Here is a 26,295-nt window from a genome sequence, read left to right on the forward strand (position 1 = left end):
CTTGTCGAGACCCAGTGTCATCGCTGTCGGGATCGCGCTCGCCGTAACCGTCGTCACCGGTATTTTCGCCGAGGTGCAGAACCGGGCGGTTCACCGGCAGAGCGAGCGGGCAACAGTCAGCGAACAGCTGGGTCTGGTTCGCGCCCGGCTTGAGGGCAATATCAACAGCAATCTTCAGCTGATCCGCGGTCTCGTAGCCGTCATCTCCAACCATCCGGACATCGATCAGGAGCAGTTCGGCCGGATCGCCGGCAATCTCCTGGGCAATCAATCGCAGATCCGCAATGTGGCCGCGGCTCCGGGCCTCGTCGTCAGCCTGATGTATCCGATCGAAGGCAACGAGAAGGCCATCGGGCTCGATTACAGGAAGAACGAGCAACAGCGCGAGGCGGCGCTGCGGGCAGTCGAGTCCGGGCAAATGGTGCTTGCCGGGCCGGTCAACCTGTTGCAGGGCGGCCAGGGGTTTGTCGGGCGTTTCCCGGTTTTCGTGGAGAACCCGGACGGCACCGACCACCTGTGGGGGCTTGTTGCCGCGGTCGTCGATGTCGAGCGCCTTTATGCCGACAGCGGCCTTTACGATCCCGATCTGCCGATCGACATCGCCATTGCCGGGCGGGATGCCGCGGCCGCGGACAAGACCGTTTTCTTCGGACGCCAGGAACTTTTCGCCGACGATCCGGTCGTTTCGGAAGTGTCCCTGCCGACCGGACGGTGGCGCATCGCAGCGGTACCGCGCGGCGGCTGGTCGGACATGCCGGAAAACGCCTGGGAGGTCAGGCTCATCATTCTGGCCGGCGGGCTGCTCGTCATCCTGCCGATCCTGATCGCCGGCCAGCTCTATGACCAGCGCCGCGCCCATATCCAGGAGATGCGGCAGCGCCAGCATGAGATGGAACGCCTGTCGCAGCGCCTGAAACTCGCCCTCGACACGTCGAAAATCGGGATCTGGGAACTCAATCTGGATACCAGCGTCCTGACCTGGGACAGCCGGATGCGGGAGCTGTACGATATTCCCGCCGACCGGGAGACGTCACACTACGCGACCTGGTCGGAGCGTCTTCATCCCGACGATCTCGAACGCGCTGAGCAGGAATACTGGGACGCGATCGAGACCGGAGAGGAGTACCATTCCGAATTCCGTATCATCCTGTCCGACGGGTCGACCCGCTGGATCCGGGCCATCGGGGCCGTGCACAACAATATCCGCGGTCAGCGGTACATCGTCGGCGTCAACTGGGACGTGTCGTCCGACATCGAGCTCAAGACCCGTCTGCTCACCGCCAAGCAGAATGCCGAATTGCGGAACAGCGAACTGGAGGACGCCCGCTCCCAGATGGAGCACAATTCGCTGCACGACAGCCTGACCGGCCTGCCGAACCGGCGGTTTCTCGATCAGCAGCTTCTGGACGGCGATGCGGAGATCCTGCCCACGGCGCTGCTGCATATCGATCTCGACCGCTTCAAGCACATCAACGACACGCTGGGCCATGCCGCCGGCGACGCCATGCTCGTCCACGCGGCCTCGGTGCTGAAGGCCAACATCGGCCCCAATGACTTCGTTGCCCGCATCGGCGGCGACGAGTTCGTCATCGCCGTCACGGAGGCGACGAACGAATGCCAGCTGTCCGCGCTTGCCGGACGGATCATCGACGAAATGCGCCAGCCGGTTCCCTTCGAGAACCATCAGTGCCGGTTCGGCGTGAGTATCGGGATTGCGATGGCCGACAGGAGCCTTGACGATTACGGCCAGCGCCTGCTGATTGATGCCGATATCGCGCTCTACCGGGCCAAGAGCAATGGACGCAACCGCTTCGAGTTCTTCTCCGATACCCTGAAGGCGGAGATCGTTCGCAACAAGCAGGTTGCCGACGACATTCTGACCGGACTGGAACGGCAGGAATTCCTGCCTTATTTCCAGCCCCAGTTCGACGCCCGCACGCTGGAAATCGTCGGTGTCGAGGCGCTGGCCAGATGGGCGCATCCGGACAAGGGCGTGCTGACGCCGGACACGTTCCTCAGGATCGCGGACGAACTCAATGTGGTGCCGCTCATCGACCGCACTATCCTGGAACAGGCGTTGTGGCAGAAGATGCGCTGGGATGCGGCCGGGGTCACGATCCCGCGGCTTTCGGTCAATGTCTCCGCGGGCCGGTTGCACGACGCCGACCTGATGGCCAGCCTCGACGGTCTTGCCATCGAGCCCGGCACGGTGTCCTTCGAATTGCTGGAATCGATCTTCCTCGATGAGGGCAATGACATGACCGCAACCAATTTCGAACGGCTGCGGACCATGGGGATCGATATCGAGATCGATGATTTCGGTACCGGCTACGCCTCGATCGTCAGCCTGATCCATCTTCGCCCGGCCAGGCTGAAAATCGACCGCCAGCTGGTGACACCGATTGTTCATTCCGAAAGCCAGCGCCGCCTGGTCGCCTCGATCATCGATATCGGCCAGTCGCTGGGCATCGAGGTCGTGGCCGAAGGTGTGGAGACGATGGAGCATGTCTCGATCCTGCGCGATCTCGGCTGCGACAAGCTGCAGGGCTATGCCTTCGCCGCACCGATGCCGTCGGCGGAACTGATCGAATTCGTGCGCGAGGAACGCTGGCGCAAGGTGGCCTGACAGCGCGCGCCGCTTTTCCTGTTTCCCGTCCTGCAGTACGCTTTCCCCTAGGTAAACGCGTGGAGACTTTGTCGATGAGCAACGACGCGGAATATTACGGAAGTCCTGAAAGTGTGGCGGCGATGAAACGGAGCGCCGCGCTTTGGTCGTTGCTCAGGGACGATCCGCGCTTCGCCTTTTATGGACGGCTGGTCGGGCTGAGCCAGCCGGTCGAGAATACGGCCGAGGTGTTGGGTGCGCTGGCCCGTCTTCAGGGCGGCAGTCCGTGCTATTTCTTCCCAAAGCGTGACGTGCCGGCCTTGTTCTCCGAGCTTGAAAGCGCCGGGTTGTCGACCGACCGGCACGAGCATTTCTTCGGTGACGAAACGGCCTATGTCGCGGCAAAGGCTGTCCTTTCGGACACCAGCCTGCCATCGGACCTCACCGTGCAGAGGCTGGACGAGGCAACGCCCGGAAGTTTTGTAAAAGATGCGGTCACCCTGATGGAATCCTGCGGGGTGATGCCGGTACCCGCGGCCTACCTCAGGGGGAAACAGGGGCGGGGGCTCTGCCTTGTCGCCACGGACGCCGACGGCAAACCGGTCGCCGTTGCCACGTCGATCTTCATGCACCCGGCCGGTGGTCCGCACGCGAAGACGGTCTTCTGGGGCATGCTGGCCACACGGCCGGACCGGCGCGGGCAGAAGATCGCCCTCATTCTCGGGGCACAGGCCATCGTCCATATGTGGGAGCGGGAAGGCGCGCGGGGTTTCATGACCGGCGTGCGCCAGGACAATGCTTCTTCGGCGTCGCTGTGCAACCGGCTCGGCGTGACTGATACCGACTGGACCTACGCCGTCTGTGTCGACCCCCAGACGCTCGGCCGCAAGAGCGTGACCAAGTGATCGCCTGCGGTGCCGGTACGGCCTCGCTCAGCGCAAGGGGGATCGGCTGCGGTCGGGCGTCAGGGCGAGTGCAATGGTCGCGAGCCCGCCTGCGGCCGCCATGTAGAAGGCGGGCGCCAGGGCCGCGCCGGTTGCCGCGATCAGGCTGGTGGCGATCATCGGCGTCAGGCCTCCGAACACGCCGACCCCGATGTTGAACGCTACCGAATAGCCCGAAAGGCGGTCGCGTTCGGGAAATATTTCGGCAAAGAGCGCCGGTCCGGAGCCGAGCGGAACCGACAGCAGCGCGAAGGTGAAGGCGTGGACGGCGATCACCGAGGTCAGCGATCCGTTCGAGAGCTCCATCCATTCGTAGAGCGGCCACGCGGATAGGCCGAGCACGAAAAGGGCGAGGCCGATCCAGATCCGGCGCGGCAGCCAGCGGTCGCCGACAATGGCGAACAGCGGCATGGCCGGGATCACCAGAACGGTCATCGCCGTGTTGATCGCAAGCGCCGGGCCGCGATCCATCAGGCCCTGGCTGGAGAGCCACTCCGGCAGGTAGACGAAGGCGATGTAGAAACAGGTGCCGTAGCTGGCGGCGAAGACGAGGGCCAGCAGGGTTTCATGCCGGTTGGTGGTAAAGGCTTCAAGCAGGGGCGAGGTGTCCTCGCGGCCTTCGTGATGCAGCCGGAATCGCTCGGACATGTGCAGGTTGCGGCGCATCAGGATGGCCGTGGTTCCGAGCAGTGCACCACCCAGGAAAGGCAGGCGCCACGCCCATGCCGCAAGGGTGTCGGCATCGAAGATATTGGTGACCAGCGCCGCCGCGCCGACCCCCAGAAGCGAGCCTGTCATCGATCCGATATTCGCCCAGCTTCCGGTCAGGCCGCGTTTGTTCTGCGGAGCTGTTTCCACCAGATAGGTTGCCGAGGACGAAAACTCGCCGCCCACCGACAGGCCCTGCAGGAGCCGCACCAGAACCAGAAGGATCGGGGCCAGTATGCCGGCCGTGTCATAGGTCGGCAGCACGCCCAGAAGCAGTGTCGGCAGGGCCATCATCGCCACCGATATCTGCATGGTGCGCGCCCGTCCGTAGCGATCGCCGAACCAGCCGAACATGGCGGCCCCGAGCGGGCGCATCAGGAACCCGGCGGCGAAGATGCCGTAGGTGGCGATCAGCCCGGCGGTCGGGTCGTTTGAGGGAAAGAAGACCGGGGCGATGACGCCGGCGAGATAGCCGTAGAGGGCGAAGTCATACCATTCCACCACATTGCCGATGAACCCGGCCATGATCCGGTGGCGAAGCTCCGGCGCCTCGGGCTGGTCCGGCGGTGTCAACGAAGCTGTGTCTGCCGTGGCGGTCATCCCCCGTTCTAACGCTTCCCGAACGTTCGCCGCAACCGGGTGGGAGAGGTGGGGCAGGCGGAACATAGCTGGGACTGGGCGTCGAGCGGCCCGCCTTGCAGACACACGCGAGGCTCGCGAGGCTCTGATCGGAAGAACGGCGACATGACTGATTGGGGGGGCGGAACGGGTCAGGCCTCGATTTTCAGACCGGCCTTGCGCAGACCTTCCATGAGGCCGTCGATCAGTTCATCGGGCATTCCGCGTGCCCGATAAGGCTGCTGAGGATCGTCGGCAAATCCGGGCTTGAGTTCCAGGACCCTGGCGAGTGTTTCCGCGGCCTTTTTCTGATCACCGTTCATGGCATAGGCGGCCGCAAGTGTCGCCTGCACCATGTAATTGCCGGGCAGATTCACGATCTGCGCATAGTCTATGGAGGCTGCGTAGTCTCCCTGGAGGAACGCATGAAGCTGCCAGATGAAGTCCCACCAGCTCTGGTGTTTGGGATTGAGCTTCTTGGCGCGGGTTACCCATTCCTTGCCCGTTTCCCATTCGCCCGAGTAGGCCATCCAGGTTCCCAGATCGGCCAATACAAATGAGTCGTTCGGATTCAGTTCGATGGCCTTGCGCGCATAATTCCTGAAGACAGTCCGGTCTTCGCCGACGATCTGACTTCGGATTGCCAGCGCGTAATAGGCGTCGGGATTCTTCGGATCCAGGTCGATCGCCCTTCGCGCGGCTGCCAGGGATTTTTCGGCCCAGTCATCGGTCGGGTCGATCGCGTATTTTTTCGACTCGATATAGGCGAATGCCAGGCGTGACCAGGCCAGCGAATAATCCGGATCGGATTTGACGGCATTCTTGAGACAATCGCGGGCCTTGCGGTGCCGGTCGGGAGCGAAATTTTCGTAAAACCAATAGGAAAGCAAAACACATTCGTAGGCCGATAATTTGTCGGGGCCCTTTGCCTCCACCTGGCTGATAATGGCCGCATCGAAGATAGGCGCGTCGGCAGACCCGATTTCCGCCACCACCTTTCGCGCGATTTCCAGCTGCACATCCAGAACACTGTGTGCCGACAGATCGCGGTCAAAGGGTCCCGGCGCATTGAGCTGGCGGCAGTCGCGGGCATTCGTGAAGGTGGTCGTGACCCGAAGCTGGTTGCCTGCCCGCTGGACGGTGCCGGAGAGGATGAAATCGACATCGAGTTCCGAACGCACGCTCGGGCAGTCCCGGTTTTGCAGGGCGGCCGTGGTGCTCGGCGCGAAGACGAAGAGGTTCGAAAACTCGGAAAGAAATGCGTTGATGTCGCGGCTCAGGCCTTTCGCGAAATAAGCTTCTTCGTCCGGTGTGCCGACTTCCTCGAACGGAACGACGGCAATGCGTTGCCCGGTCGGCATTGCGGGTGGAGCATCGCGGCTGAGAAAAACGAAGCTTGCAATCGCGGCGGCCAGTGCACCGGCACCGCCAAAATAGGCCGCGCGACGCAACAGGGTTCGTCTGCGCATGTTGCCGGCCGCCTTTTCCGGCCAGCAATAGATGTCGACCGTTCTGTTGATGTTTTTCAACTTGCGTCGACCGACCTGCGTAAACCGGCCGTCGACCTTCCCGACAACCTGGTCGGCGACGACGCCGGAAATACATATTCCGCCCGGGGGAGCCAATGGCTCGAGGCGTGCCGCTATATTCAAGCCGTCGCCGAGGACATCGTTCCCGGTAACGGTCACATCTCCGAAATGAAGTCCGATGCGGAACGCAAAAACATCCGCTTCGCTTTCGGCGAGGTCCTGCTGAATGGACAGAGCGGCCTTTACGGCGGCGACAGCGCCTGGAAATCGCGCGATGACGCTGTCACCGGCGGTCTGGATAATATGGCCGCCATTGAGATCAATATGGGCGTCGATAATCTGACGCGACCGGCCGATGGCCTGCAACGCGGCCGCCTCGTTTTCTTCCATCCGCCGGCTGAAGCTAACTGCATCAGCCACAAACAGTGCTGCCAGTTGACGTTCCAACGCACCCCCTTGGATCGCAGGCCAGTGGTGGAAAGATTAACGCAGAAAGCCCCTGAAGTCACGGCAACGGCCTAACCCCGGAAATGGCCTAACCCCGGCAATGGCCCTTTCTTACTTTTGATATCCCTCAATGCCGTACCGCTACGGAAGTTGGACGGTGGCATCGATCCGGAGACGTGAATACGGCGAGCGGGAGGCCGGGAGCATGGGAAAGCATCGAGCGTTGTGGAAGCTGGCCGCGGTCGTCCTTGTTCTGATGGGGTGGGCCAGCATCGCCGGAGCCCAGGGTGCCGGAGCGCAAACCCCGGAGAGGTCGGTCCCCGTTGTGCCTCCTTTTGTGATCGCCCAAAGCCAGCCGGCGCCCAAGGAAAAGCCGCCCGCTCAAGGTGGTCCGAGCTACCCGCCGAAATACGATATCGACAAGGCCATGGGCAGCAAGGGAAAGTCATCTCCGACCACGCCGGAGACCAATTCGGTCGCCATTGTCCTCTACATGCCGGCAACCGGGGTCTACAAGGCGCGCCGCGTGCTGGTGTTCGGACCGGGGTTTCCCTCTTTCAAGGTCGCGCGCGTGCGTGGGTCCGCTTTCTGGGAAAGCCTGTTTTACTCTTCTTTTGCGCGCAACCAGACCATTCGAATTCACCTGGTGCACAACGGAAAATCGGTCCGGCGCATGACGGCTACGACCGATGGCAACGGCTATTTCAGCTTCGATCTCAAGGTCAATGCGAAGGGATCCCAGCCGGTCCGCATTTTCAACATCGAGGTGCGGCGCCGGCTTACCAAAGGCCTTGCGCCGCCGGAATATTACAAGGTTCCCGGACAAACTGCGACCGGCGGTACCGTGCCGCCGGATGTCAAGAAGCAGTTGCCGACGGAAACCGACTGGAAGGTGTCGTTCTGGAATGCGGCGAGCAAGCTCAATGCCATCAAGAAGGATATCGAATTCAACAAGGTCGGCGAGCAGGGCACGCCCAATCTCGACCAGTGGCGAAAGAACCACAAGGCGGGCCGGGACAATATCAATGCGCTGTCCCTGCTCATCGACCTGTCGACATCACCCGCTACGGCAACGGCCCAGGCGTTTGAAAATGCGAATACCACATGGAAGCGGCTGACCGGGAAACCGCTGCCGTTCGTCCAGCCCAAGGCGAAGGTCGTCAAGAATGCGCTGAAAAGCGGAAACGGCTTCTTTTCCTATGCCAAGCGGCTGAGAGAAAGTGCCCAGGGGGAGTTGTCCAAATGAGGATCAACAGACAAACCGGGGCTTCCCGCATAAAGCGGATTCTGGCGGCCTTTGTGGTCGCGACGAGCGTTCTGGCGGCGTTTCCCATGCTTGCACGCGCGCAGTCCTCCGGGGCGCCCGATATTGCCGAAACGCAAGAGCTTCTCTTCGGCTACATCACAGATGAGCTCAAAATCGACAAGGTCGAGGTCCTGCTCGATGCCACGCGGGCGCGTGTTGCGGTCAATGTCGGCAAAGATGACGACGCGATGATTATCGGCAAGATGGGAATGCTGATCTCCGCTGCCGGAGCCGCCGCGCCATGGACGCAAAGGGTGGAGTTGAGCGTTTATTCGGCGGCTGCGCCGCTGGTTTACGTCAAGGTGCCGACAGCCAAGATCACGGCCTACCTCAACGACCGGATCGAGACGCAGGCCTATCTTGCCTCATGGGAATTCGAGGGACTGGCGCCATCGACAAAACCGGGGCCAAAGCCGGCAGGCGGCGGTGCCGCAGCGGGTGGGCAGGCCGGACAGTCGGGAAACGCGCAGGCTGGTGCCGGCCAATCTGGACCCGGCCAATCTGGCGGCCAAGGTCAGGGCCAAGTTCCGGGGCAGGGGGCAGGACAGGTGATTACCCTGCCGGCAAGCGCGGACACCCATGTCTATGCCTACGCCTGGCAGGGCTGGAATGCCGCCAACTGGGGCAAATACGAGGTACTGGGCGCGGGCTGGAATCCGACCGGAGGCGAGAAGCGCGCCTTTCTCAGGTTCGACCTTTCGAAGGTGGATCTGAACAAGGTTCGCTCGGCAAAGCTCAGACTTTACCATTATCATACCGCGGGAAACGGGGCGAAACCGCTCGGCATTTACAGGGTCACCGAACCCTGGACCGAAGGCCGGGGAACCTACAAGCCCGCCACACCGGCGCAGCCTGGCGAAACCACATGGCTGCACCAGCCCGGGTTTGACCCGCGGGCGATCATCAGTTTCAGTTCGGTCGCGGTTCCGGGGCAATGGATCACCGTGGATGTCACCGACCTGGTCAAGGCCTGGGCCTCGGGTCTGCCCAATCACGGCTTGATGCTGCGGCCGCTCGGCAGACCGGATGCGCGCAGCCCGGAGGCCATGTTCGGCTTTTATTCGCGCGAGAACCGCGAGGCGGACAAACGCCCCCAACTGGTTTTGGACATGGCGCCGGGAGGCGGCGGCCAGCAGGTCTTGGCCGGCACCCAGGCAGGAAACGTGCCCGGCGGCGGCGCAATCACCTGGAATTTCGAGACCGGCGATCTGTCCGGTTGGAGCAGGACGGGCACAGCCTTCGATTTCCAGCCGACGCGGGGCGACAACCCGACGGCGCGCCGGCGCGGGCAGCCGTCGAACCATCAGGGCGACTACTGGATCGGCGGCTACGAAAAATATCAGGGCCGTCCGGGCGAAAAGCCCGGTACGATTCAGGGCGACCGCCCCGTGGGAACGTTGACGTCCGGCATGTTCACGATCCCGCCAGGGGACCTGTCGTTTCTCGTCGGCGGCGGCGCATCGCCGCAAACACGGGTCGAATTGCTCGTCAACGGACAGGCGGTCCAGTCGGTCTCCGGCAGCAACAATGAAACCATGCACCGGGTCAAATGGGATCTGGCGCCATGGGTGGGGCAGACCGGACAGATCCGTCTGGTCGACAATGCGTCGGGCGGCTGGGGACACATCAATGCGGATGATTTCCGGTTCTCCGCAGCGCAGCCGACAGCGCCGCAAGGCGCCGCCACCACTGCTCCGCCACCCCCAACTGCCGGAACGCAGCCGCAACAAACCGCACAGGGAAGTGCCGGACCGGGAGGCTCGGCAGGGAGCGGCGCGCCCGGTGCTCAGGCCATCGAGCTGACCTTCTGGCAATCGATCGCGAACTCGACCGATCCGGCGGACTTCCAAGCCTATCTCGATCAATGGCCGAATGGCGTGTTTGCACCGCTTGCGAAAAACAAGCTCACCCGTTTGAGTAAAAACGGCGGACAGGCGGCGGGCGGTGCGCAGATCGCCGCTCCGGCGCCGGGTGCACAGGCGCCTGTGCCGGTCGCGGACGGAGACCGGATCAACAGCGACGCGAGCTGGAAGGTAACGGACACGCCTCCTCCCGGCAGCGAATGGATGCTGCCTTCCTTCGATGACAGCGGCTGGCAGGCCGCGCAGGCGGGCTGGCCGAACAGCCCGGCGGCGCCGGGCAGCATCGCAAACATGCAGGACACCGGTGCCCAGTGGGTCTGGCAGGCCGGCGATCCCGACCGGGTCGCTTTCCGCAAGACCTTTGTTTTGGCCGACCGGCCGGTCTTCGCGCAATTACGCATCACCGCCGACAACAATTATGCCGCCTACGTCAACGGCACGTTTGTCGGGGCCGATGGCGGGGCCCAGCTCTCGGTCTGGAATACCGCCGAGGTGATCGATATCGCGCCCTATTTACATGCCGGGGCGAATACCATCGCGGTTGTCGCCGAAGACCTGGGCCAGGGTTCCGGACTGCTCGCCGACATCCGGTTCGGGCAACCGCCGGCCGGTACGGCCTGGGGCGGTTCGCAACCGGTCGCACCTCCGATGCCGGAGGTGTCCCAACCACCACAAGTACCCATGCCGCCGCAGTCGTCCTGGGTGGAACCGCCGCAAGGTGCCGGGGCGTATTTTACGCCGCCCCGCGGCTCCCAAGAGCGCAGCGACATCATGGATGCGGCCCGCATTCCCGTTACGCACGACCTCGGGCAACCGGTGATTTTCGTGGTCGACGTGCTCAGGACCGATGGTCAGTGGGCCTATCTTCAGGCAGTTCCCCATCAGCCGGACGGAGGCCCGCTGGACTGGAACCGCACGCCTTTCGCGGAATCCTGGCGGGCCGATATCATGAGCGACGTCGTCATGGTTCTTCTGAGAAAACAAAACGGCAGATGGACCGTCGTCGATCATGTGATCGGACCGACCGATGTGTACTGGTACGGCTGGGTCGACCGGTACGAGCTTCCGGAAAGGCTGTTTTTTGCCGGCTGAGCCGGTTTCCCGCCGCAATGAAGGCCTTTGAATAAAGCGGAAGAGGCGACGTGCGAAATCTACTCTACAGGTTTCTGGCCTATCTGATCGCCGGTTTTGCCGGCGGAGCCGCCGTATGGCTTTTCTTTCAGGTGCCCGCCGGGGGGTGGGAGACCGGCGTTGTCTTCCTGATCGCCGCAACCGGGCTGCTGGCGGCAGCCTACCTGCTTCGAACGGCCGGCGGTGCACCGGTACATGGCATCAGGACCAATCCTGCCTGGTCGATCATGGCGACAGACATGGTTTGCATCATCGCAGCCGCAACCGCGATGTTCTTCATTGTCGACGGGTTTTCCGAACGGCTGGGCGGTCCCCGGGCAATGGTTGCCGATCCGCTGGCCTCCGACGTGATTGCCTTCATGTTCGTGCCGTCGGCCCTGATCCTGGCATGGTTTGTCGCGCAGAGCGGCAGTCAGAGTGTGGCTGTCGACAGCGACGGCGTGGTTGTGACCGGGCCTTTCGGTGTGGAGACGTTCGGCTGGAACGAGATCGAGGGGTTTCGGGCCGATAGCCAATACGTTCCCGTCTCGCGAGCGGGTATGGCGGTCCCCCGGCATCTTCGAACCAATCTCCAGGTAATCGCAGGCGACGGCAGGACGGTATCCGTTTATCAACCGGGCCTGGCCAGGGATCGCAGGCTTATCCTGTCCGCGCTCAAGGACCACGCGCCAAAGGACCTGCAGCAGGATCTCGCCGATATCGAAGCCGCCTGGTTATAAAGATCGCGCAGGCAATCCCTGAAATTGATTACCTCATGGTCCGCGCTAATTGTCATTGCGCCCGGCCGCTCCGGAGACACCGGCAAGGGCGCCAGTCCCCTTCCATCTACCGCTTCCAGAAGGCCGGCAGCAGCATGACGTAGAAGGTGAGCAATTCCAGGCGGCCGAGGATCATGGCGGCCATGACGATCCATTTGGTGGCCGCGGGAACCGCCTCGAAATTGGTGCCGGGACCGACGAGGGGGCCGAGACCCGGGCCGGCGTTGGCCATGGCCTGGGCGATGGAGGAGGTGGCGGAGAGGAAGTCGAGGCCGGTCGCCATCAGCACCATGGAGAGCGCGAACAGGGTGATCATATAAAGGAAGAAGAAGTTGCGCACGTTGGTCGTGACTTCCTCGTCCAGGCTTTTGCCTTCGTAATGGACCGCGATCACCGCGTTCGGATAGAGCATCTGCGCAAGGCTGCGGCGGATGGAGAGGAACAGCACCTGCCAGCGGAAGATCTTGATCGCGCCCGCCGTCGAGCCGGCACAGCCGCCGATCAGGTAAAGCATGAAGAACAGGCCGACGGCAAAGCCGCCCCAGGCGGAAAAGTCCGCCGTGGCGAAGCCGGTGTCGGTGAGGATCGAGGTCACGTTGAAGGCGGACAGGCGCAGGGCTTCGCGCGGCAGCATGCCCTGGGAAATATTCCAGGCGGTGCACATGGCGATCGCCGCGGCCAGAACGACCAGGAAGCCCTTCACCTGCTGGTCGATCAGCACCTTGCGACCCCGGTTGACCAGGAAGACCGCGTAGGAGGCAAGCGGCAGCGCGCCAGCGATCATGAAGACCTCGGTCACGATCTCGATCGGCAGGGACTGGTAATAGGCGATGGAGGCGTCCTTCGTCGACAGGCCGCCGGTGGCGATGGTGGTCATCGCGTGGTTCAGGGCGTCGAAAGTGGGCATGCCGGCGAAGACCAGGCCAATGGCGCAGGCAAGCGTCAGGTTGACGTAGACCACCAGGATCGCCAGCAGCAGATGCCGCATCTTGGGGAAGGGCTTGCCGTAGATATCGGAGGATTCCATCTGGAACAGCTGCATGCCGCCGACGCGCAGGGCCGGCAGGAAGATCATCGCCATGACGATGATGCCGATGCCGCCGAACCACTGCAGCAGTGAGCGCCACAGGAGCAGGCCGCGCGGCATGACGTCGAGGCCGGACAGCACCGTCGCGCCCGTGGTGGTGAGCGCTGAGACGGATTCGAACAGGGAATCGGTGATGCCGATATGCTTGCTGCCGCCTAATAGCGGGAGCGCGCCGAACAAGCCGATGAAGACCCAGGCGCTGACCGTGATCATGAAGCCCGCACGCCGGTCCGAGGCGTCGAAATTGTCCCGCCGGAAGGCGATATAAAGCAGCAGCCCTGTGGTTCCGGTGACGGCGGCGGAGATCAGGAAATTGATCGTATCGGCGGTGTTGCCATCGGCGAGGTCGACCATGGCCGGAATGAGCATCAGGGCGGCCAGGGGGCAGAGGAAGATGCCGTTCAGGAACAGAACGAAGCGCAGGCGGTCGAATGTCATGATTGAATATCGGACTGCGGGCAGCGCCCCTTGCGCCGCCGGACAGGATGTCGTCAGACCTGAATAGAGGAAAAAAGAAGGTCCGGCAATCGGGCAAAACCATCCGGCTGCCGGTCGGCGGACGGTTCACGCCGTATCGGGTGACGTCCATCCGCCGATCAGACCGGGGACGGAAATGCTCATTTGGTGCCTTTTCATTGATTGATTGATCAATTAACCGAGAGCATGTTATTGATACCGTCAAGCAGGGAAGTTGAGCGTCCTCCGTTCAATCAGGTCGAGACAGATCCGTCACAAATACAAGAAACGGTTGATCTGAAGCGTTTGGAACCCCATTGGCGCTCCGCAATTTCTTCCCGGATTCGGATCACCCCCCCGGCGTCTGTTCCAGAGGGCGGCGGAACCAGAAACGGAGGATAAAAATGCGCGATTTTCGTCAACCAATCACTCAACTCGGGATTTCCCGGCGCCGCGTTCTGCAGGGCGCGACGGCTCTTGGCGCGGCTGCGCTGGTCGGGCCCCTGGGGGCCGGAAACGCCCTGGCCGCGCCGAAGAAGGGCGGGACCCTTAAAATCGGCATGGCGCACGGCAATACCAACGACACCTATAATCCCGGAACCTGGGACAACGGCTATGCCCAGGTGTTCGCGACGGCGCGCAACGGCTATCTGGTCGAGGTTGCCGCCGACGGTTCGCTGGTCGGCGAAGTGGCGGAAAGCTGGGATGCGACGCCCGATGCCAAGGTCTGGACATTCAAGATCCGCGACGGGGTCGAGTATCACGACGGCGGTACGGTTACGCCGGAAGACGTGATTGCCTCGATCGATTTCCATCGCGGCGAAAAGAGCACATCGGCCGCCAAGCCCTTCGTCAAGCAGATCACGGACATGAAGGCCGACGGCAAGAACGTCGTCATCACGCTGGAAGCCGGCAATGCGGACTTCCCGTTCGTTGCGAGCGACTACCATCTCGCGATCCTGCCGTCCAAGGACGGCAAGATCGATCCCACCAGTGCGATCGGCTGCGGGCCTTACAAGGTCACCAACTACAAGCCGGGCGTCATCGCGGAAATGGTCCGGCACCCCAACTACTGGAAGAGCGACCGGGCGCATTTCGACGCCGTCCAGATGCTGACCATTCTCGATCCGGCGGCGCGCCAGTCGGCCCTGATGACGGGCAATGTGGACGTCATCGACCAGGTGGATCTGAAGACCGCCGGCCTGATGGCCCGCGCGCCGAACGTCACCATTCTGCAGACGACGGGCACCCAGCACTACACCTTCGCGATGGATACCCGCGCGGCACCCTTCAACGACAACAATGTCCGACGGGCCCTGAAATACGGGGTCAACCGGCAGGAACTGGTCGACAAGATCCTGTTCGGTTACGGCGAGGTCGGCAACGATCATCCGATCGGCCGGTCGAACCGCTACTATGCGGCCGATCTGGAGCAGACCAGCTACGATCCGGACAAGGCGAAATACTATCTGAAGCAGGCCGGACTGGACTCGCTCGACGTGTCCCTGTCTGCCGCTGATGCGGCCTTCGCCGGTGCGGTCGATGCGGCCGTCCTTTATTCCAACAGCGCCAAGGACGCCGGCATCAACATCAAGCCCGTGCGCGAGCCGAATGACGGCTACTGGTCGGACGTGTGGATGAAGAAGCCGTTCTGCGCGGTCTACTGGGGCGGCCGGCCGACGGAGGACTGGATGTTCACCGTCGCCTATGCCAAGGGCGCGGCCTGGAACGACACCTTCTGGGACAACGACCGTTTCAACGAACTTCTCGTCGAAGCGCGTTCGGAACTGGACGATGACAAGCGCCGGGCCATGTATCGCGAGATGCAGGACCTGGTGCGCACCGATGGCGGCACGGTCATCCCGATGTTCGCAAGCTACGTGATGGCGCACACCAACAAGATCGCGCACCCGGAAACCGTCGGTGCGAACTGGACCCTGGACGGGTTCCGGGCGATCGAACGCTGGTGGTTCGCCTGATCGCCTGACCGCGATTGACGGGTAATTGCCGGCACAGACAGGCTGCGGGATCCGCCGATCCCGCGGCCTTCACGGTTTATGTCAGCGCGGTCCGGTTTTACCGGTCGTGCAGGCCCTTGCCGGCAAGGATGCGCGGCGCGTGCTTGTCGATCCGGGCGTGCCGGGTGGCGGATTGTTTGGCGCCGGAGATGTGAAGCGCGTAGCCGCGCCTGCGGCCTGGGGTGAGGGCCTCGAAGGCGGTCTGCAAGGCCGGATCGCTTTCCAGTCGTTCCAGAAGTTCTTCAGGATAGGAAAGATCGTCTTTCGGCAGGTCCACCTTCAGGCCGGCCTTCTCCGCCTCGACAGCCTCTTGGATATAGTCCTTCAGGATAGCTTCCTTTAACGTGATCTCGGCGAGACTGGTGAACCTGATCATCCGTACCGAGCGGGAGTTCTCTCCCGGGGCAGTGAGGATACCTTGCGGATCCTTCAGCAAGACGCCTTTGAAGAAGGAGAGGGCGCAGGCGTCCTTAAGACCCCAGATGGTGGCGACGTTCCTGCCCTCAAACGTGTAGCAGGGCGAGCGCCACTTGAAGTCTTCGGTCACCGGGCAGTCCCGCAGGATGTCCCTGAGCGCCTTCAGTTCGGCCTGCCACCTATTCGCTTCGGCAAAGAAGGCCTCCGCCTTCGCATTCACGTCGCTCATTCTTTACTCCCTCGATCTTGTTCGGAGCGAGTCTTGCGCAACTTCCGGTATCGGTCCACGGGTGGGGGCATCCGGGCGAAGCCGCCTTGCCTGAAATGCAGCGAAAGTGTTGATCCCCGCCTCAGCGGACGCCGAATGCGCCGCCTCTTGCACGTCTGCGCGCCCTTGCGGCGTCTTCTTCCTCCGGCTTCATGCGCTTGTTCGGGGATTTAGACTCAGGATTTTCGGAAAAGGGCCAGTTCAGGCTGACGCCGGCATGCTCGCCGGAGCGCCAGACGATGGTCCCGACAAGCGGCATGTCCAGTTTCGGGATCGAGATTTCGATTTCGTCGGGCAGCTTGTCGAACTGGTCGCTCTCCAGCCGGCAGCCGGATTTGCTGGCATCGACGATGTGGCACCGCAAGGTTTCCCGTCCGAGGCGGCTGCATACCACGGCGGTGATGAGGACCCGGCGCCGGGCTTCCCTGCGCTTTCGACCGGTTCGCCCTTTTCGCCCGTTTCGGAGGAGAACAACACCTGCGCCCGGTTTCCCGAATGGGATACGACCCTTCCACGCAGCATCGTCTTGACGTCCTTCAGACGAAGACCGATTTCCTCCTTGAGCAGGTGGGTCTCATCGCAAACGACCGTGCAGCCTTTTTCGGTCAGCCCGTAGACCTTTGCCTCGATGCACGACAGCCTGTCCAGATCGACGACCAGCGCCGGGGCGGCGTCCGTCCGCGACCCCGCATCCATCAATTCCTGCAACGCCTTACCCTCCACGACATCCCTGTAAAATATTACAGGAACAACCATGAAGTGCGGGTTAATTGCCGGCAACTCGCCTCGGGTCTCCAGGTCGTAAAGTCATGAACGAGACCGAAATCGCATGAGGTTACGACCTAACCGGCCTTCCGCGCATCCTGCCGCTTTTTCGCCCGCTCCAGCCTGGCAATCCGCCGCTTCAGTTTCCGGATCAGGAAAAGGTCGCGCAGCGCGGACACGACGAGTGCGAGACCGGAGCTGAATACAAGGCAGAAAACGATCAATCCGACCGGCAGGGCCTGGTCGTAGACCAGCGTGTCCACATGGCTGTCGATCGCTCCGTGGCCGACATAAAGCCGGTTGCGGAAGATATCGCTCAGGCTGCTGATGTGCGTATCGCCGTATTTCAGGAAGCGAAAGAGAATGAGCAGGGTGAAGATGATGCCGAAGGCCACGATCGTAACCGCGAAGGTTCGGACCGCAAAGCGGATTGCGCTTTCGCCGTGACGGCGCACCCGCCTCAGGACGCCCCTGCTTCGCGGGGTCAGCCCCAGGTACAGGACAAGGCGGCAGGTCCAGAGCGGGACCGAAAGGACAAGCAGCAGAACCCCGATGAATGAAAACGTCATGGCGACCTCATGGCGTTGCGGCGGGCCGGGTTCCAATCGATGCCAGCCCTGAAACGTTATAGCTTGGCTGGGCGGGAAAGAAAAATGCGAGCGTTTCGGCAGGGTGGACGGGTTTCGGTCCATCGTAAAGCGGGGCGGACAAAAGAAAATGTTTTGCCCGGCGATACCTCCGGTTTTGTCCGTTTCGCCTTCAGCCGTTTTCCCGAAGCGTGATGGAGCCGATCAGCCCGTCAAGCCGTCCCGTTTCCCATTCCGGAAAATTGTCCGGAGATATCCGGGACCCGTCTTTCAGGAAGTAGAAACACACCGTGATGCGGTCCTTATCGCCAAAATCCTCTTTGTATCTGGGGCGCATCGCGACCGTGTTTATTGTTTCGGCACCCGACAGGAAGCCGTTGCAATCGGCGAAGAGGGTCGGGCGTCCATCAACGTCGCCGGCGCCCGTGATGGTTCCGGTCAGAACATTCCCGCCGGCCTCGGCTTCAAAGTCCCAGGGCTCACCGATCAACGCTTCGAACCTTTTCCCGACTACCTGATACGTCTTCGCCATCCATCGCCTCCTGGCGCAGCCGTTATCTCTGCAGCATTTGTCATGTTCAGTCCGGTCTTTCGCCACGTCCCGGATTCACCGGAAAGGTGCCTCAAACCTTGATTTGAAGCAATGCGTTAGGGCAGGCTGGCGGATATCGCAGGGGATGGGGAAACATGGCGAAGTTGACGGTGTCCGGCAAGACGGAGATCGGGAGACGGCCATGATCGAGGGGCTTCGTCATGAAAACCGCCAATGCCAGAGGGCGTAACGGCAGCGTGCGCCGGTCTGTTCTGGAAGTTATCGGTATCTGGGTTGCCGGCTGGCTGGGCGGCGGTCTGGCCGGAAGTGTCCTATTCGCCGAAATCCTCCACCGCGGTGCGCTGATGCGCGGGCTCCATCTTCCGGGGATCGCGTTCAGCCCGTCGGCAGGTTCTTCGCCTGCTGCCTTCATCTACGGTGTCGACCCGTCGGGGGTGCTGTTCTGGGGCGAATGCGGGCTGGCGGGCGGTGTGCTTGTTGCGCTGGTCCACCTTGTCGTCCTGCAGCGGCGGCCGGTCGCCGGGTGGGCGGGCAGTCTTCTGTCCACGCTCGTCTGGGGGTGCGGTATCGGGCTGGTGATCAATCTGGGTGGGCCGGGCCTGCTGCCGCTTTTCGGCGGGCTCAGCGGTGCCGTCTACGGCTGGTTCGCGGGCAGGGTGTCCGGGTGCCGGCTGCGGGCCATGGCCGTGAGCGCGCTGCTCTGGTTCGCGGTCTCCCTGACGTCCCTGTTGCCGCTCTGGCTGTTTATTTCCGCGTGATCGGGATCTTTCCCAGTTTGCTATGCAAAGTGCCCCCGTCTCCATCGCAGATGGTGCGGCGGGAGACGGGGGCACGAACGCGGTTTCCGGATGTCCTAGCGGATGATCGGTTCCTTCAGGTCTTCCGGCTTCTTGTCCTTGATGATTTCCCAGTTGAGGGTGGCATCGTGGATGATTTCGTCCGTTTCCGCCTCGAAGCGCTTCTGCACGGCCTTGCTGTTGTTCAGGTAAAGCTTGCCGTCGACGATCTTCCAGGCTTCGGGAATGACCGGTATCTTGAAACCCTTGCTGGCGCCGAAGGCACAGAAACCGCCGTATTGGGGGGCGTATTTCGCCGGATCTGCGGCGAAGAGATCCCGGTTGTGCGCGGAGGCGAATTTCCAGGTGACGCCGTCATAGGTGGCGGTGAATTCGTCGGAGCCCTTGACCGGCTTGCCTTCGGTGAAATAGGCGACCGGATCGGTGCCGCCGATGGCAGCGCCATGATCGACATAGGTGGTGATTTCGTCTGCGCTGACTGCGGTGGCGAGCACCGTAAGCGACAGGGCCAAGGCGCCCAGGCCTGCCTTCAATGAATGGAACATGTTGCTGTCTCTCCCTGAACTGCCGGCGGAAACGGTGCCGCCGTCGGTTACACCCCAAGTGGTTGATTTGGGCCTGACTGGCAGGGCTAGGCCACATCCTCAGATGTCATCCCGGGCGAACGTCAGTGAGACCCGGGATCCAGTACTCCGAGAGGCCGGGTGCTTGAGCCGGGAGGACACAGATTACTGGATCCCTGCCTTCGCAGGGATGACAACGGTGGATGGGGCTGGCCCCGTCCTTCCATCGTCATCGCTCCCAACCAAACGGCCCGTAATCAACCGCGATTGCTTGTCCAGAGATGCAATCCGTGGAGGCAAATTGCCAATCAAGAGTGTTCACGGAACCGGCACAGGCGCGCGAGGCGGGGTGAGGCCGAGAACGAGCTGGATGGCGGTTTCGATGTCGGTGTCCGTTACCCTTTGCCCGCGGATGTGGAGCTTGAAATAGATCAGCCCGAGGAGGAGATCGATCCGGGTTTCCATATGGGCCTCGAAGGGGGTGGCGATGAAGATCTGGCGCAGGATCAGCCGCCGTGCGTCTTCCGCTTCTGTCAACACCGCGTCCAGTTCCGGATGCTTGCGCAGAGGCACGAGCGCGCGGATGGCGTCGCCGAGCGGCGTGTCCTGCAGGGCGGAGACGGTGTTGCCCAGGCAGACGCGCAGGTCCTGTGCGACGCTACCGCGCTGGGGCGGGGCGGGATTGGCCTCGGCGAGCGCGTGGCGGATGGCATCTGCGATCAGCGCCGGCTTGTCGGCCCAGCGCCGGTAGACCGCCTGCTTGCTGGTCTTCGCCCTGGCCGCCAAACGGGCAATCGTCGTGGCCTCGTAACCGCTTACGCTCAGTTCCTGCAAGGCTGATTCAAGCAGGGCGCGGGTGACCCGAACCTCCTGCGGCCGGCCCGCTTCGGTTGCGGTTTCAGGCGATGGATTCTTCATAGTCGACGAAGCCGTTTTCGATGCCGAGCGAGACGTCGGTGATCCGGGCGAAGGGCTTGCTGAAGATGACAGTGTCCCTCAGTTCCTCCCAAAGATGGTGATAGGTGCGCATGTCGGTGAAGCGGCAGACGGCGAAGTCGGAGTGTTTTCCGGACAGCGCATCGGCGTCGAACCACTCGAAGGAAACGTCAGCGTGCCTGTCGACAATGGCGCCGATTTCCGCGGCGTATTCGCGCCGTTCCGGGCGGGTGAGGGCGAGCCAGGCAGGTTCGATGGCGAGATAGACGATGGCCATCATGGGAAGCGGGTTTGACATCGGAAACCTCAATTACGGTTACTATTGGTACCGTAATATCGGATATTTTGCGCTGAAAGCAAGTCCAGCCCTTGCCGGTCGAGGATTTTTCGGGAAAACAGGGCTCAACTCCGGCGCGCCGCCGGAACTGGATTTCAGATATCCCAACAGGAACGGAGACGACATGTCCGTCGATACCCAAACGGTGAAAAAGGTCGCGCGGCTCGCCCGGATCAAGGTGAGCGATGCGGATGCGGAGCGCATGACCGGTGAACTGAACGCCATCCTCGGCTTCGTGGAGCAGCTCGACGAGGTGAACATCGACGGCGTGGAGCCGATGACCTCCGTGGTCGAGCAGACCATGAAGAAGCGCCAGGACGGGGTGACCGACGGCGGTTATGCAGCCGACATCACCGCCAACGCGCCGGCCTCGGAAGACAATTTCTTCATGGTGCCAAAAGTCGTCGAGTAAGGACGACCGCGCGCTCACTTCCGTTTTCTGTTCAAGGCCGCTTCAGGCCCAATCAAAGATATTCGCATGACCGACCTGACCAAACTGACCATCGCCGAGGCCCGTGAGGGGCTGAAGAACAAGGACTACACCTCGAGCGAACTGACCGAGGCGTTCCTCACCAACATCGAGGCGGCGAACCCGTCGCTCAACGCCTATGTGGCGGTGACTGCCGACAAGGCGCGCGAGATGGCGAAAGCCTCTGACGAGAAACTCGCCAAGGGCGAGGGTGGGGCGCTGGAAGGCATTCCGCTCGGCATCAAGGACCTGTTCGCCACCAAGGGCGTGCACACCCAGGCCTGCAGCCACATTCTTGACGGCTTCAAGCCGGTCTACGAATCCACCGTGACCTCGAACCTTTGGGCCGACGGCGCGGTGATGCTGGGCAAGCTCAACATGGACGAGTTCGCCATGGGCTCGTCCAACGAGACCTCCTATTACGGCAACGTGGTCAACCCCTGGCGCAAGGAAGGCTCCAACGCGGCCCTGGTGCCGGGCGGCTCTTCCGGCGGTTCGGCGGCGGCCGTTGCCGCACGCCTGTGCATGGGCGCAACGGCCACCGACACCGGCGGCTCGATCCGCCAGCCGGCCGCCTTGACCGGTACCGTCGGCATCAAGCCGACCTACGGCCGCTGCTCGCGCTGGGGCATCGTCGCCTTTGCATCGTCCCTCGACCAGGCCGGACCGATTGCCCACACCGTGCGCGACAGCGCCATCCTCCTGAAGTCCATGGCCTCGGTGGATGCCAAGGACACCACGTCGGTCGAAATCGACGTGCCGGACTATGAAGCTTCCATCGGCAAGTCGGTAAAGGCCCTGAAGATCGGCATTCCGAAGGAATACCGGGTCGACGGCATGCCGGCGGAGATCGAGGAGCTGTGGCAGAAAGGCATCCAGTGGCTGAAGGATGCGGGCGCGGAGATCGTCGACATCTCCCTGCCGCACACCAAATACGCCCTGCCGGCCTATTATATCGTCGCGCCTGCCGAAGCGTCCTCCAACCTCGCCCGCTACGACGGCGTGCGCTACGGCCTGCGCGTGCCGGGCAAGGACATTGTGGAGATGTATGAAAACACCCGCGCGGAAGGCTTCGGCGCAGAGGTGCAGCGGCGCATCCTGATCGGCACCTACGTGCTGTCGGCCGGCTATTACGACGCCTATTACCTGAAGGCGCAGAAGGTGCGCACCCTGATCAAGCGCGACTTCGACCTCGCCTGGGAAAACGGCGTCGACGCCATCCTGACGCCGACCACGCCGGACGCGGCTTTCGCGCCGGGCGAGATCACCGATCCGGTGACCATGTACCTGAACGACATCTTCACCGTGACGGTCAACATGGCCGGTCTGCCGGGCATCTCAATCCCCGCCGGCCTCAACAAGTCCGGCCTGCCGCTCGGCCTCCAGCTCATCGGCAAGCCCTTCGACGAGGCGACCCTGTTCCAGGTGGGCTCGGTCATCGAGGAGGCTGCCGGGTCGTTCGAAGCGGAGACCTGGTGGAAGTAGGGGGCTGTATCCGCGCAGTGTCATTTCCGTTTCAGACGGAATGCATGCGCCAGGAATATGGCACGATCTCAACAACCTCTCCCATCGGGAGAGGTCGGACCGAAGGTCCGGGTGAGGGGTTGCAAACTCTCCTTACCCTTCAAGCTTTGTAACCCCTCACCCTAGCCCTCTCCCAATGGGAGAGGGAACCTTGGAGTAGGTCGTACAGACTGTCAGAAAGGCATGGTAATGACCGACGTTGAAACCATCGTCATCGGGGCCGGCGCCGTCGGGCTGGCGATTGCGCGGGCGCTGGCGGTTTCGGGGCGTGAGGTCATGGTGCTGGAGCGGCACGGGCTGATCGGGTCGGAGACCAGTTCGCGCAATTCCGAGGTCATCCATGCAGGCATATATTACGCCAAGGACAGCCTGAAGGCGCGCTGCTGTGTGCACGGCAAGCACCTGCTTTATGCCTTTTGTTCCAGCCACGGCGTGGCGCACAAGCGCACAGGCAAGCTGATCGTCGCCACGGATGTGGAGCAGGCGGACAAGCTGGAAGAGATCCGCCAGCGGGCGGAGGCGAACGGGGTCGATGATCTCGTGCGGCTGACGGCGGACGAGGCGCGGGAGCTGGAGCCTGAACTTGCCTGCGAGGGCGCGCTGCTGTCGCCGTCGACCGGCATCATCGACAGTCACGGTTACATGCTGGCGCTGCAGGGCGAGCTGGAAGCCCACGGCGGCCAGGTGGTTCTGAACACGGCGGTCGGGTCTATCGGCCGAACGGCTGACGGCGCATTCTCCGTGACCATAGTGGGTAAAGGGGATGGCGAAGGCGAGGACGGCTACACCATCACCTCCAAGGAGCTGATCGTCTCCGCGGGCCGTGGCTCACCAGAGCTGATGACCGCCTTTCCGCAAGCCGATCCTCCGAAGGGGTATCTGGCCAAGGGCAGCTATTTCAAGCTCAACGGCAAGGCACCGTTCTCGCGTCTGATCTATCCGGTGCCGATGACGAAAACCGGCGCACTCGGGGTGCATGTGACCCTCGATCTGCAGGGCCGGGTGCGCTTCGGTCCGGACATGGAATGGGTCGAAGAGATCGATTACCGGGTCGATCCGGCGCGCGCGGATGTCTTCTACGACGCCATCCGCCAGTATTGGCCGGGCCTTGAGGACGGCGCGCTGGAGGCCGACTATTCCGGGATCCGGCCGAAGATCCACGGGCCCGGCGAACCCGCGCCGGATTTCCGCATCGACGGTCCGGAGGCGCATGGCATGGCCGGTCTCGTGGCGCTCTACGGCATCGAGTCGCCGGGGCTGACCTCGTCTCTGGCCATCGGCGAGCTTGTGGCGAAGCGGTTGGGCTGAGGCCAACAATTACCTCTCCCATTGGGAGAGGTCGGAGCGAAGCTCCGGGTGAGGGGGTTAATCTCTCCGTATCCCACCGGCTTTGTAACCCCTCACCCTAACCCTCTCCCAATGGGAGAGGGAACTATGGCGACCCAGTCCTTTCCCGCTCCCCGCCACAATTCCGCCGCGATGAGCGAGGCTCACTGAGGGGGCAGACAATAAAAACCGGCGGTTTCCGCGGCCTCCTCTGTCGCGGGATTGGCCAAGTGTTTTCTTAATGTTGCCGCATAGCTTGCTTTTTATTGCGGAAGTAGTATTGCACTGCACCGTCTCTGCAAGCGTGGGGTCTCTAAGTGATTGACAGGCGGACGTTTCTTCTCAATGCGTCTCTCGGATTGGGCTGCGCATGCGGCCTTCCTGTAGCCCTCGTTTCCGGCGCGAATGCCGCCGGTGAGGCAGAGGATTTTTCTTTCGACAGCCTGAAGGCGAAGATGCGGGAGAAGGCGAAGACGCCTTATGAGGAGCCCGCAGGCGACCTGCCGGAAAAACTCGCCAACCTGACCTACGATCAGCACCGGGCGATTCGCTTCCGGCCTGACCATGCCCTTTGGAAGGATGGCGGGTCGAATTTCGAGTTGCAGGCCTTTCACCCCGGCTGGCTGTTCAAGCATCCGGTGGACCTGCACGAGGTGATCGGCGACCGCTCCTGGCCGCTGCATTTTACCGGCGCCGATTTCGAATACCGCCCGCCGCTGAAGGCCGAAGAATTCACCGGGCTGGAGCTGCCGGGCATCGCCGGCTTCCGCCTGCATTATCCGCTGAACCGGCCGGACTACCGGGATGAACTGATCACCTTCCTGGGCGCCAGCTACTTCCGCGCGCTGGGCAAGGACAATCTCTACGGCCTGTCCGCCCGGGGGCTTGCGGTCGATACCGCGGCGGGGCGCGAGGAGGAGTTTCCGAATTTCACCCGCTTCTATCTGGAGCGCCCGATACCGGGGCAGAACCGGATGCGGATCTGGGCGGAGCTGGAAAGCCCGCGGGTGACCGGCGCCTATGCCTTCACCATCACGCCCGGCATCAATACGGAAGTGGATGTGGACGCCAACATCTACCTGCGCGGCGACGTGGAACGCCTCGGCGTCGCGCCGCTGACCTCCATGTATCTTTACGGCGAAAACGACCGCACGGGCTTCGACGACTACCGGCCCGAAGTGCACGACAGCGACGGCTTGCTCACCCTGCGCAAGGACGGCGAGCGCCTGTGGCGGCCTTTGCGCAATCCGGAGAACCTGGCGCTCTCCTTCTTCAGCGAGGACAGCCCCAAGGGCTTCGGCCTGATCCAGCGGGACAGGCATTTCGACAGCTACCAGGACACGGAAGCCCATTACGAGAAGCGGCCGTCGTTGTGGATCGAACCCATCGGAGACTGGGGCAAGGGCGCGATCATGCTGGCGGAGATCCCGTCCGACAAGGAAATCCACGACAACATCGTGGCCTTCTGGGTGCCTGAGAAAAAGGCCGAAGCCGGTTCCGAACACCGATTCCGCTACCGGATGCACTGGGGCAGCCAGCCGGAACCGGGCACCGGGCTCGCCCAGGTGCGCACCACGCGCACCGGCCAGGGCGGGACGGCGGCCTCGGAACCCGATCCGCGCAAGCGCAAGTTCGCCGTGGAGTTTGCCGGCGGGCCGCTCGTCAAGCTGGGCAGCGAGGCGAAGCTGGAGGCGGATCTCAGGGTGAACAATGCCACATTGATGGCACATCAGCTTGCAACTCTGGATAACGGCGTGTGGCGGCAGATCTTCGACGTCAAGCAGGACGACAGCGGCAATCCGGTGGAACTGGCGCTGACGTTGAAGCACGACGGCAAGGCTGTAACGGAAACCTGGCTGTACCAGTGGACCAAGACGGCTTGAGGCCGGCCTGAACGCCGCCGCGGATGCGCGCCGCCCCGGAACTTTCCGATCCGGCAGGCGTTCAAGCAGGGGAGCAATGGATATGACCGACGCCAGACTGCATCTTAATGACATTCGAAACCGGCTGGACCGGCCGGACCTGGACGACGCAGACCTGATCGCCTGCCTGGAGGCAGCGGCGGCGCAACTTGGCCTCGACACCAGTGTCGAAGGCCTGCTTGCCCGGCCGGGCGACGACGCGGATCTGCGTCTTGCCGTTTCCTGTCTGGCGCTGCCCCAGCCGCGCCACCCGATAGCCATGCCTGAACACGAGCTCGTCCCGGAAAAAGCCGGCCGCGCCGCGTTTGCCTTCTGGAAGAAGCGTCCGGCCCTGCTTCCGCTTCCCTTGAGAAAACGCTGAC

23 protein-coding genes are annotated in these 26,295 nt (G+C 62.6%); 13 read left to right on the top strand and 10 right to left on the bottom strand.

Annotated features, from left to right (window positions below):
- The first annotated feature begins 1 nt into the window (after position 1).
- Positions 2-2,626 carry an EAL domain-containing protein gene (locus HK439_RS06790; RefSeq protein WP_328804114.1) on the top strand — a complete coding sequence of 875 codons (2,625 nt, stop codon included), beginning with the start codon at positions 2-4 and terminating at the stop codon, positions 2,624-2,626.
- 74 nt (positions 2,627-2,700) lie between these two features.
- Positions 2,701-3,510, top strand: a complete 810-nt coding sequence (locus tag HK439_RS06795; RefSeq protein ID WP_190290635.1) for a GNAT family N-acetyltransferase — start codon at positions 2,701-2,703, stop codon at positions 3,508-3,510.
- 27 nt (positions 3,511-3,537) lie between these two features.
- On the opposite strand, the gene HK439_RS06800 is transcribed toward HK439_RS06795, so the two are convergent.
- Both HK439_RS06800 and HK439_RS06805 read right to left on the bottom strand, forming a co-directional pair.
- Complete coding sequence (locus HK439_RS06800) at positions 3,538-4,857, bottom strand: MFS transporter (RefSeq protein ID WP_209011606.1); 1,320 nt, start codon at positions 4,855-4,857, stop codon at positions 3,538-3,540.
- Between the two features lie 170 nt (positions 4,858-5,027).
- A complete protein-coding gene (locus tag HK439_RS06805) occupies positions 5,028-6,236 on the bottom strand; it encodes a tetratricopeptide repeat protein (RefSeq protein WP_190290636.1) in 1,209 nt (402 codons plus the stop codon).
- On the opposite strand from HK439_RS06805, the gene HK439_RS06810 reads away from it, so the two are divergent.
- The 4 genes from HK439_RS06810 to HK439_RS06825 all read left to right on the top strand — a co-directional run bounded on the left by HK439_RS06810 (position 6,222) and on the right by HK439_RS06825 (position 11,869).
- The gene (locus tag HK439_RS06810; protein ID WP_190290637.1) at positions 6,222-6,926 is read left to right on the top strand and encodes a hypothetical protein; all 705 of its coding nucleotides are present in this window, start codon (positions 6,222-6,224) and stop codon (positions 6,924-6,926) included. The two genes, HK439_RS06805 and HK439_RS06810, sit on opposite strands and share 15 nt — an antisense overlap.
- Before the next feature lie 130 nt (positions 6,927-7,056).
- A complete protein-coding gene (locus tag HK439_RS06815) occupies positions 7,057-8,097 on the top strand; it encodes a hypothetical protein (RefSeq protein WP_190290638.1) in 1,041 nt (346 codons plus the stop codon).
- Positions 8,094-11,111, top strand: coding sequence for a DNRLRE domain-containing protein (locus HK439_RS06820; RefSeq protein ID WP_190290639.1), 3,018 nt, complete (start codon positions 8,094-8,096; stop codon positions 11,109-11,111). Before HK439_RS06815 ends, HK439_RS06820 begins: the two co-directional genes overlap by 4 nt.
- Positions 11,112-11,161: 50 nt before the next feature.
- On the top strand, positions 11,162-11,869 hold the full coding sequence (locus HK439_RS06825) for a PH domain-containing protein (RefSeq protein WP_190290640.1): 708 nt from the start codon (positions 11,162-11,164) through the stop codon (positions 11,867-11,869).
- A 106-nt stretch (positions 11,870-11,975) separates the two neighbouring features.
- Here HK439_RS06825 and HK439_RS06830 read toward each other — a convergent pair whose 3' ends face one another.
- On the bottom strand, positions 11,976-13,433 hold the full coding sequence (locus HK439_RS06830; protein ID WP_190290641.1) for a TrkH family potassium uptake protein: 1,458 nt from the start codon (positions 13,431-13,433) through the stop codon (positions 11,976-11,978).
- 422 nt (positions 13,434-13,855) lie between these two features.
- On the opposite strand from HK439_RS06830, the gene HK439_RS06835 reads away from it, so the two are divergent.
- Positions 13,856-15,430, top strand: a complete 1,575-nt coding sequence (locus HK439_RS06835; protein WP_190290642.1) for an ABC transporter substrate-binding protein — start codon at positions 13,856-13,858, stop codon at positions 15,428-15,430.
- Positions 15,431-15,527: 97 nt separating this feature from the next.
- Here HK439_RS06835 and HK439_RS06840 read toward each other — a convergent pair whose 3' ends face one another.
- From HK439_RS06840 to HK439_RS06855, 4 genes are all read right to left on the bottom strand, one after another.
- On the bottom strand, positions 15,528-16,115 hold the full coding sequence (locus HK439_RS06840) for a YdeI/OmpD-associated family protein (RefSeq protein ID WP_190290643.1): 588 nt from the start codon (positions 16,113-16,115) through the stop codon (positions 15,528-15,530).
- Positions 16,116-16,236: 121 nt separating this feature from the next.
- Entirely contained in the window at positions 16,237-16,656 is a 420-nt protein-coding gene (locus HK439_RS06845) for a PilZ domain-containing protein (RefSeq protein WP_328804118.1), read from the bottom strand.
- 340 nt (positions 16,657-16,996) lie between these two features.
- Complete coding sequence (locus HK439_RS26825) at positions 16,997-17,488, bottom strand: hypothetical protein (RefSeq protein WP_235987649.1); 492 nt, start codon at positions 17,486-17,488, stop codon at positions 16,997-16,999.
- A gap of 190 nt (positions 17,489-17,678) precedes the next feature.
- The gene (locus HK439_RS06855; protein ID WP_190290645.1) at positions 17,679-18,038 is read right to left on the bottom strand and encodes a hypothetical protein; all 360 of its coding nucleotides are present in this window, start codon (positions 18,036-18,038) and stop codon (positions 17,679-17,681) included.
- Between the two features lie 221 nt (positions 18,039-18,259).
- On the opposite strand from HK439_RS06855, the gene HK439_RS06860 reads away from it, so the two are divergent.
- The gene (locus HK439_RS06860; protein WP_190290646.1) at positions 18,260-18,817 is read left to right on the top strand and encodes a hypothetical protein; all 558 of its coding nucleotides are present in this window, start codon (positions 18,260-18,262) and stop codon (positions 18,815-18,817) included.
- A gap of 95 nt (positions 18,818-18,912) precedes the next feature.
- Here HK439_RS06860 and HK439_RS06865 read toward each other — a convergent pair whose 3' ends face one another.
- From HK439_RS06865 to HK439_RS06875, 3 genes are all read right to left on the bottom strand, one after another.
- Positions 18,913-19,401, bottom strand: coding sequence for a YHS domain-containing (seleno)protein (locus HK439_RS06865; protein WP_190290647.1), 489 nt, complete (start codon positions 19,399-19,401; stop codon positions 18,913-18,915).
- Positions 19,402-19,737: 336 nt separating this feature from the next.
- Positions 19,738-20,337, bottom strand: a complete 600-nt coding sequence (locus HK439_RS06870; protein WP_190290648.1) for a TetR/AcrR family transcriptional regulator — start codon at positions 20,335-20,337, stop codon at positions 19,738-19,740.
- Complete coding sequence (locus HK439_RS06875; RefSeq protein ID WP_190290649.1) at positions 20,318-20,653, bottom strand: darcynin family protein; 336 nt, start codon at positions 20,651-20,653, stop codon at positions 20,318-20,320. Before HK439_RS06875 ends, HK439_RS06870 begins: the two co-directional genes overlap by 20 nt.
- Positions 20,654-20,816: 163 nt before the next feature.
- Here HK439_RS06875 and gatC point away from each other — a divergent pair, with 163 nt between their 5' ends.
- From gatC to HK439_RS06900, 5 genes are all read left to right on the top strand, one after another.
- Entirely contained in the window at positions 20,817-21,104 is a 288-nt protein-coding gene (gatC, locus tag HK439_RS06880; protein ID WP_190290650.1) for an Asp-tRNA(Asn)/Glu-tRNA(Gln) amidotransferase subunit GatC, read from the top strand.
- A 66-nt stretch (positions 21,105-21,170) separates the two neighbouring features.
- Entirely contained in the window at positions 21,171-22,646 is a 1,476-nt protein-coding gene (gene gatA / locus HK439_RS06885; RefSeq protein ID WP_190290651.1) for an Asp-tRNA(Asn)/Glu-tRNA(Gln) amidotransferase subunit GatA, read from the top strand.
- Positions 22,647-22,874: 228 nt separating this feature from the next.
- On the top strand, positions 22,875-23,993 hold the full coding sequence (locus tag HK439_RS06890) for an NAD(P)/FAD-dependent oxidoreductase (RefSeq protein WP_190290652.1): 1,119 nt from the start codon (positions 22,875-22,877) through the stop codon (positions 23,991-23,993).
- Positions 23,994-24,328: 335 nt separating this feature from the next.
- Positions 24,329-25,894, top strand: a complete 1,566-nt coding sequence (locus HK439_RS06895) for a glucan biosynthesis protein (protein WP_190290653.1) — start codon at positions 24,329-24,331, stop codon at positions 25,892-25,894.
- Positions 25,895-25,976: 82 nt separating this feature from the next.
- Complete coding sequence (locus tag HK439_RS06900) at positions 25,977-26,294, top strand: hypothetical protein (protein ID WP_190290654.1); 318 nt, start codon at positions 25,977-25,979, stop codon at positions 26,292-26,294.
- The last annotated feature ends 1 nt before the right edge of the window (position 26,295 follow it).

Origin of the sequence: Roseibium aggregatum (assembly GCF_014692675.1) — a bacterium.
GTDB classification, from domain to species: domain Bacteria; phylum Pseudomonadota; class Alphaproteobacteria; order Rhizobiales; family Stappiaceae; genus Roseibium; species Roseibium aggregatum_C.